This window comes from Nonomuraea sp. NPDC050383 (assembly GCF_044459125.1).
GTDB lineage: Bacteria > Actinomycetota > Actinomycetes > Streptosporangiales > Streptosporangiaceae > Nonomuraea.
In genome coordinates, this window is the sequence record NZ_JBITIP010000037.1 from 1 (window position 1) to 7,340 (window position 7,340).

The window sequence follows — 7,340 nt, forward strand, 5'->3', positions numbered from 1 at the left end:
ATCGACATGATCAGCATCAGCCCCCGCTGCATCTCCACGATCGTCTGGTTGACCACACCACCCTCGAACACCCGCGCCGCACCCTGCGTCAGGCTCACCAACCCCGACGCGATGGCCGCGAGCTGGTCGGCCCGGTCCGGCGGGAAACCCGCCGAGGCGGCCAGCGGCAGACCGTCGGACGAGACGACCACCGCGTGCGCCACCCCGGGAACGGTGTTGACGAAGTCCGTGATCAGCCAGTCGACACCGCGTGCCCCATGACTGAAGTCGTTCATGCGCCCTCCTCCCTGTTGTCGACGGGCCCGGTGCCGGACGAGTAGGTCTTGCCTTCGCTGATGTCGTCACGCGCGGCCCGGAAGCCCTGCTGGAAGCTGGACAGCCGGCTGCGCACCCGGTCCGGGGAGACCGCCGGCATCGGGGCCACCGCCTTGGGCGCCGACGCCGAGTCGGCCGATCCCGGCACGAGGTTGGCCTTGGGCACCCGCTTCGGCAGACCGGACGCGGTCGCCCCGTCACGCACCGGCTCCACCACCGCCTCCGCGGCGCTCCACCCGGCGTCGGCCTTCGAGGAGCCCCAGCTGGCGCCGGACTCCCCGTGGTCGAACCAGGCCGACTCGACCGAGGCGAAGATCGGCAGGAACTCGTCGCCCGCGGAGGCGGGCTTGACCGCCGGCATGGGGCCGGTGGCCGCGGCCTCGGTCTCGGGGAAGTCGTACCTGGGGCGGGGGGCGACGCTCGTCTCGCCCCGGTCGGCGAAGCTCCAGCTGCTCTGCTGCTCTCCGCTGTTCCAGCTCGGCTGGTGGTCGCCGCTGTTCCAGCTCTGCGGCTGGTCGGCGGTGGGGCGCTTGGGCAGCCCGCCGCCGGCTCCGTCGCTCGGCCAGGAGCCACCGGTGTTGCGGGCGGGGACCCAGACGTCCGAGGTGTCGTAGCCGGCGCCCATGCCCGCGCCCTGGGACGCGCCGGCGCTCGTGGCGCGCGGCTCGGAGGGCCAGCCGCCGACGTCGGAGGGCCACTGCGGCATGGAGGGCACGGAGGGCCAGGCGCCGCCGGAGTCACCGGGGCCGGACGGGTAGTTGCCCGACGAGTACGACGGGTGGCCGGGTCCCGGCTGGTAGCCGCCCGCGGGCCACTGCGCCATGGGCGGGGCCGCGGGGACGGGGGCGGCCGAGGCGTACGCCTCCTCGCGGACACCCCCGGCGGCGCCGGCACCGGGGTAGGCCGGAGGCTGGTTGCCGAGCAGCGACTCGGGGATCAGGACCATGGCGGTCAGTCCGCCGCCGCCGTGCGGGCGGAGCTGGACGCGGATGCCGTGGCGGTGGGCCAGGCGGGCGACCACGAACAGGCCCATGCGGCGGGAGACGGAGACGTCCACGGTGGGGGCGTCCACGAGCCGCTCGTTGGCCTGGACGAGCTCGTCCTGGGTCATGCCGATGCCGGAGTCGGTGACGGAGAGCATGACGCCGCCGCCGTCGATGCGGCTGCCGGAGACGGTGACGCGGGTCTCGCGCGGGGAGAACGACAGGGCGTTCTCGACCAGCTCGGCCAGCAGGTGGATGACGTCGTTGACGGCCTGACCGGCGACGGAGACGCCGTCGGGCACCTGGAGGACGACCCGCTCGTAGTTCTCGACCTCGGACAGCGAGGCGCGGGCGACGTCGACGAGCTTGACCGGCTGGCTCCAGCGGCGGGGCGGATCCTGCCCCGCCAGCACCAGCAGGTTCTCACTGTTACGCCGCATACGAGTGGCCAGATGGTCCAGCTTGAACAGGTTCGCCAACCGGCTCTCATCCTGCTCACCCTGCTCCAGACCATCGATCAACGTGATCTGCCGCTCCACCAACGTCTGACTACGCCGCGACAGGTTCACGAACATCGCATTCACATTGCTGCGCAGCCGCGACTCCTCACCCGCCAACCGCACCGCCTCACGATGCACCTCATCGAACGCCCGCGCCACTTCACCGATCTCGTCGCTGGAGGAGACCGCGATCGGCGGCACGCGGATCGACTTCGCGTCGACCTCGCCGTCCCGCAGGTTCCGGACGAGCTCGGGCAGCGTCCGGCTGGCGACCTTGAGCGCGTCTCCGCGCAGGCGGCGGAGCGGCCGGACGAGCGAACGGGCCATGATGGAGGTCATCGCGAGGACCATGAGCAGCAGCACGGCGACGATGACGATGTTGAGTCCGGCCAGCTGCTTCTCGCCGCCCTGGATGTCGGCGCTGCGCGTGGCGATCTGCTCCGACAGCGACTTCTGCACCGCGTGGAGCCGGTCGATGGTCTCCGTCATGGAGTCGAACCAGCGGTTGACGTCGCTCGCCGTCGCGGGGTCCAGCCGGCGCAGGGACACGCCGGTGCTGTGGAGCAGCACCGCCCTGCTCGCGTACAGCTCGCTTCGGCCGATCTTCTGGCTGGCGACCGTGTTGTCGTAGAACTGGCGCTGGGCCGGCGTGGCCACGGCGCGGAAGGCGGAGCGCTCGCTGAAGCGCCGGGAGCGGGCGTCGAGGAAGGCGTTGAACTCGGTCTCCAGGAAGGAGCCCCTGACGAGGGCGATCGTCAGCAGACCCCGCTGCTGGGACGCCTCCTCCTCCGTGCGCGCGACGGCGCGCACGGCGGCGCTCGCCGCGATGAGCTGCTCGTCCGTCGAGCCGTTGCTCAGCTCGTCGAACAGTTGCAGGATTTCGGCGATGGTCTCCGAGTACTTCTCCATGGTGGGAAGCGGCGGGAGCTGCGACTTGGTCACGGTCTGGCGCAGGGAGGCCAGCTGGCCGAGCCGGGTGCGGGTGTTCGTCAGCGTCTTCTTGCCCAGCTCCGACAGCGACGGCTCGGCCACCGTGGCGACCGGGAAGACGCGTTTCACGCTGGCGTCCACGACCAGTTGCTGGCGCCTGAACTGGTCGCCCTCCTGTGACCTGCGGCCCGAGGCGACGAAGCGCGCCGCCATGTCCCGTTCGAGCGCGAGGTCACGCGACAGCTCCCCGAGCTGGGACACCAGGGCGCCCACGTCGCTGTACCGCTGGTACTGCTCGGCGCTGCTGATCGACCCAGTGACCCGCAGGGCGCCGAAGAGCACGGCGACGATGGTCGGGACGGCGATCAGCGCGATGAGGCGGGTGCGGACACGCCAGTTACGCAGGGCGAACGCGCTGCCCGGGTTCGGCAGCTCCGCCGGCACGTCATCGGCCACGGACGGTCCCGGGACGTCGGGATCCCTACGACCGGGCTCGGTCGTTGTCGTCGTCACTGGTGGCAACCTCTCGCCATGGGCCTGCTTGGGTATGAGCGGCATCGTCACGCCAACGAGATGATCGCAGGCTAGTTCGCCCCAATTTGAGCACAAACCTCAGTGATGAGCCAACGCCTCAGGCTTTCCATCGTTCCAACGGCGACTCTGCGTGTCCGGCTACCGGACTAGGAACACACGGCAGGGATATATAGGATTTGCCAGGATATTGTTCTCAAATCTGACATATAGCGGATATCACCATAAAGGGGGTATAGCGCTTCAGCTCTGATCTTCTCTCCGGTACGCTTCACGCCCGGCATCCAAAGGTGCCCATCTCCAGAAGCTTCCCCTGGTAGGAGAACCCCCCATGAGACGCATACTGCGCTGTCACGCCGTCGCCCTGGGCGTAGCAGCCGCACTTACCCTTGCCGGTTGCAGCGGGGCCAGTGATGCCCCCACCACGGCCTCCGGTGGCAAAGGGTTAGAGAAGACCACGATCAAGGTCGGGGCCCTGCCCATTCCGGACGTCGCGCCGCTGCACATCGCGATTGCCAAGGGATATTTCAAGGACGAGGGCCTCACGGTCGAGCCGGTGGTCATCACCGGTGGCGCGGCGGCGATTCCGCAGATCAAGAGCGGCGCCTTGGACATCTCGCAGGGCAACTACGTTTCGACCTTCCTCGCGACCAGCAAGGGCGAGAAGGTCAAGATGATCGCCGACATGTACCAGGCCGGCCCCAACACCTTCAACATCATGGTCCCCAAGAACTCGCCGATCAAGACGGTGGCGGACCTCAAGGGCAAGACCGTCCTGGTCAACAACCTCAAGAACGTCGCCCAGCTTGCGGTGACGACGCAGCTGAAGGTGGCCGGGCTCAGCGAGACCGACGCCAAGTTCGTGGAGAAGCCGTTCCCGGACATGGCCAACGCCGTCAACAGCGGGCAGGCCGACGCCGCCTGGATGACCGAGCCGTTCATCACCGCCACGCAGACCCAGCTCGGCTTCCGCAAGCTCGCCGACACGATGACGGGTCAGATGGAGGACTTCCCCATCGCCGGGTGGATGGCCACCGACGAGTGGACGCAGAAGAACCCGAAGACCATGGCGGCCTTCCAGCGGGCGATCGCCAAGGCGCAGACGCTCGCCTCCAGTGACCGTAAGGAAGTGGAGAAGGTGCTGCCGACCTACACGAAGATCGACGCCCAGACTGCGTCCGTCATCACCCTGGGCAGCTACCCGAGCGAGCTGAACGAGAACCGGCTGCAGAAGGTGGCCGACCTGATGCTCGAGTACAAGTACCTGGAGAGCCCGGTCGCCGCCAAGTCGATCATCGTGACGGCTGCCAGCGGATGATCGGAGCACGGCTGCTCCGCGGCCTCGCCGGCGCCGCGGGGTTCCTCGTCGCCGGCGAGCTGGTCATCCGTTTCGCCCTGAGCAGTGACCTGGTCGTCCCCCCGCCCTCGGTGGTGCTGTACGAGGCGGCGCGCCTGCTCGGCGACGCCGACTTTCTGGCGGGGGCGGTCATGACCCTCCGGAACTGGGTGCTCGGTCTGCTGATCGCCGTCGTGGTGGCCGTCCCGCTGGGGGTGCTGCTGGGCGCTCTCTCCCCCGTGGAGCGAGCGGTACGGCCGCTGCTGGAGTTCATGCGGCCGATCCCCTCGGTCGCGATCATCCCCCTGGCGATCCTGCTGATCCCGCTGGACATGGCGATGAAGGTCTCCGTCATCGTCTACGCGTCCGTCTGGCCGATCCTCATCAACACCCTGTACGGCATGCGCGACGTCGACCCGGTGGCCAAGGACTCGCTGCGCAGCTTCGGGTTCGGGCCGCTGGCGGTGCTGCGCCGGGTCAGCCTCCCCAGCGCCGCGCCCTTCGTCGCGACCGGTGTCCGGATCGCCGCGGGGATCGCGCTCATCCTGGCCATCAGCGCCGAGCTGCTGGCCGGAGGCACCGGTGGGATGGGGGTCTTCGTGATCCAGGCCGGAACGGGGAACAGAACGGACCTCATGCTGGCGGCGACGTTCTGGGCGGGCGCCCTGGGGCTGACCGCCAACGCGATACTGCTGGCCGCGGAGCGCCGTCTGTTCCACTGGCACCGGATGCGGACGGGGGCGCGAGCGTCGTGAAGGTACTGTCCAGGCTCTGGTTCGTCCCCGCGGTGATCGTCGTGTGGGAGATCGTCACGCGGATGATCGGAGACACCGACTTCCCGCCGCCCTCGGCGATCGTGCTGCGCATGCAGGAGATGTGGTTCTCCGGGCCCGCGTCCCGGCTGTTCCTCACCGATGACGCGATCGCGAACATCGTGCCCAGCCTGCAACGCATGTTCGGCGGCTGGCTGCTGGCCGCTGTGATCGGCATCACGGTGGGAGTGGTCCTCGGGCGCTCGCGCGTGGCGGCCGACTATTTCGACCCGCTCTTCGAGTTCGGTCGTGCCATCCCGCCGCCCCTGCTGCTGCCGCTCTTTCTCGTGCTGTTCCACGCGGGTCTGCAGATGCACCTGGCCACGATCGTGTTCGGTGTGATCTGGCCGGTGCTGCTCAACTCCATCGACGGCGCCCGCGCCGTGGACCGCACCTACACCGAGACGGGCGTGGTCTTCGGCCTGTCGAGGGCCCAGCGCCTGCGGGTGATCGTCATTCCGGCCGCGTCCCCCAAGATCTTCGCGGGGCTGCGCCTCAGCCTGTCGCTGGCGCTGATCCTCATGGTCATCTCGGAGCTCTTCGGCAGCACCGACGGCATCGGCTACCAGCTGCTCCAGGCTCAGCGCGGATTCGACACCCCGGCCGTCTGGGCGACGATCGCCCTGCTCGGACTTCTCGGCTACCTCGCGAACGCGCTGTTCGTGCTCATGGAGCACCGCGTGCTGATCTGGCACCGGCAGGCCGGCCGAACCATGTGAACGCCGAGCCACGCCAACCCACAGATCCACGTACCTCTTCTCTGCTGAACTCATAGAAGGCAAGAACACATGCCCCATTCGGACGATCTCCTCTGGGACGCGGTATCCGGCCTGTCCCGTTTCGCGGCTCTGCTGACCATGGCGGAGCTGGGTGTGGCCGACCACCTGGCGCACGGTCCGGTCACGACCGAAGAACTGGCCGAGCGTTGCGGAGCCGATTCCCACGCGCTGCGCCGGGTCCTGCGTGAGCTGGCCGGCATGGGCCTGATCCGCGAGGCCGGGGCGGACGGTCACGACCTGACTGAGCGGGGAGCCGCCCTCCGCTCGGACGCCCCGGACTCGATCCGTTCCTCCATCCGCATGCTCGGTGAGGAGGGTTTCTGGTACGCCATGGGCAATCTGCCGACGACGGTCCGCACCGGCAGGTCGGCGTTCGCCGCCCAGTACGGCCACCTGTACGAGCATCTGGCCGCCCGTCCGGAGACGAGCCGGCTGTTCGACGACTACATGCGGGCCAGAGCCGTCACGTTCACCGACGGCCTGGCGAAGCGGTACGACTTCTCGCGGGCCGGCACCATGGTGGACATCGCCGGGGGCAAGGGGCACATCCTCGCCACGGTCCTTCAGGCCAATCCGGGGATGCGGGGTGTCCTCTTCGACCTCGAACACGTCGCCGAGAGCGCCCGGGAGTGGCTGGGCGGCGAGGGCCTGGCCGACCGGTGCGACGTCGTGGCGGGAGACTTCTTCGCCGAGGTGCCGGCCGGCGGCGACGTGTACCTGCTGGCCAGCGTCCTGCACAACTGGGGCGACGACGACGCGGTCAGGATCCTGCGCAACGTCCGCCGGGCGATGGCCCCCACCGGCCGTGTGCTGCTCCTCGAAGTGGTCCTGCCCGACGACGAGGCCCCGCACCTCGGCAAGGATCTCGACATGCGGATGCTGGCCATCTTCGACGGCGCCGTCGAGCGCAGCCGTCAGGAGTACGCGGTGCTGCTGGACCAGGCCGGCCTGAAGCTCGCGGACGTGGTCGAGCTGGGCGCGGGCGCCTCGCTCATCGAGGCCGTGCCGAGCTGACGATCGTCTGCTAGTTGCTCCAGCCCGGCACGGCCATGCGCACGCTGAGCGCGTGTTCGACGAGGTTGATCAGCGCGCTCTTGACCGAGTCCTTGGAGCGCGCGTCCAGACGCACCAGCGGGATGTGCGGCGCCAGCGTC

At 69.1% G+C, this 7,340-nt stretch carries 6 protein-coding genes; 4 read left to right on the plus strand and 2 right to left on the minus strand.

Features of this window, described 5'->3' with window-relative positions; genetic code table 11:
• Together ACIBG4_RS42240 and ACIBG4_RS42245 are read right to left on the minus strand one after the other, a co-directional pair.
• Positions 1-275, minus strand: a 275-nt coding sequence (locus ACIBG4_RS42240) for a roadblock/LC7 domain-containing protein (RefSeq protein ID WP_397208283.1), incomplete at its 3' end; no start/stop codon positions are given.
• The gene (locus ACIBG4_RS42245; protein WP_397208285.1) at positions 272-3,184 is read right to left on the minus strand and encodes a nitrate- and nitrite sensing domain-containing protein; all 2,913 of its coding nucleotides are present in this window, start codon (positions 3,182-3,184) and stop codon (positions 272-274) included. The genes ACIBG4_RS42240 and ACIBG4_RS42245, both read right to left, overlap by 4 nt.
• A gap of 406 nt (positions 3,185-3,590) precedes the next feature.
• Here ACIBG4_RS42245 and ACIBG4_RS42250 point away from each other — a divergent pair, with 406 nt between their 5' ends.
• The 4 genes from ACIBG4_RS42250 (at position 3,591) to ACIBG4_RS42265 (ending at position 7,200) form a co-directional block, all read left to right on the plus strand.
• Positions 3,591-4,577: an ABC transporter substrate-binding protein gene (locus ACIBG4_RS42250; protein WP_397208287.1), complete on the plus strand. Its 987-nt coding sequence runs from the start codon at positions 3,591-3,593 to the stop codon at positions 4,575-4,577.
• A complete protein-coding gene (locus ACIBG4_RS42255) occupies positions 4,574-5,350 on the plus strand; it encodes an ABC transporter permease (protein ID WP_397208289.1) in 777 nt (258 codons plus the stop codon). The genes ACIBG4_RS42250 and ACIBG4_RS42255 overlap by 4 nt, the downstream gene beginning before the upstream one ends.
• Positions 5,347-6,126 carry an ABC transporter permease gene (locus ACIBG4_RS42260; RefSeq protein WP_397208291.1) on the plus strand — a complete coding sequence of 260 codons (780 nt, stop codon included), beginning with the start codon at positions 5,347-5,349 and terminating at the stop codon, positions 6,124-6,126. Before ACIBG4_RS42255 ends, ACIBG4_RS42260 begins: the two co-directional genes overlap by 4 nt.
• Before the next feature lie 69 nt (positions 6,127-6,195).
• The gene (locus ACIBG4_RS42265; RefSeq protein WP_397208293.1) at positions 6,196-7,200 is read left to right on the plus strand and encodes a methyltransferase; all 1,005 of its coding nucleotides are present in this window, start codon (positions 6,196-6,198) and stop codon (positions 7,198-7,200) included.
• Positions 7,201-7,340 lie beyond the last annotated feature (140 nt).

What these genes read in the sequence shown, in the direction of transcription:
- ACIBG4_RS42250 (WP_397208287.1), top strand. Translation starts at nt 3,591, where the DNA reads ATGAGACGCATACTGCGCTGTCACGCCGTCGCCCTGGGCGTAGCAGCC.
- ACIBG4_RS42265 (WP_397208293.1), top strand. Translation starts at nt 6,196, where the DNA reads ATGCCCCATTCGGACGATCTCCTCTGGGACGCGGTATCCGGCCTGTCC.
- ACIBG4_RS42255 (WP_397208289.1), top strand. Translation starts at nt 4,574, where the DNA reads ATGATCGGAGCACGGCTGCTCCGCGGCCTCGCCGGCGCCGCGGGGTTC.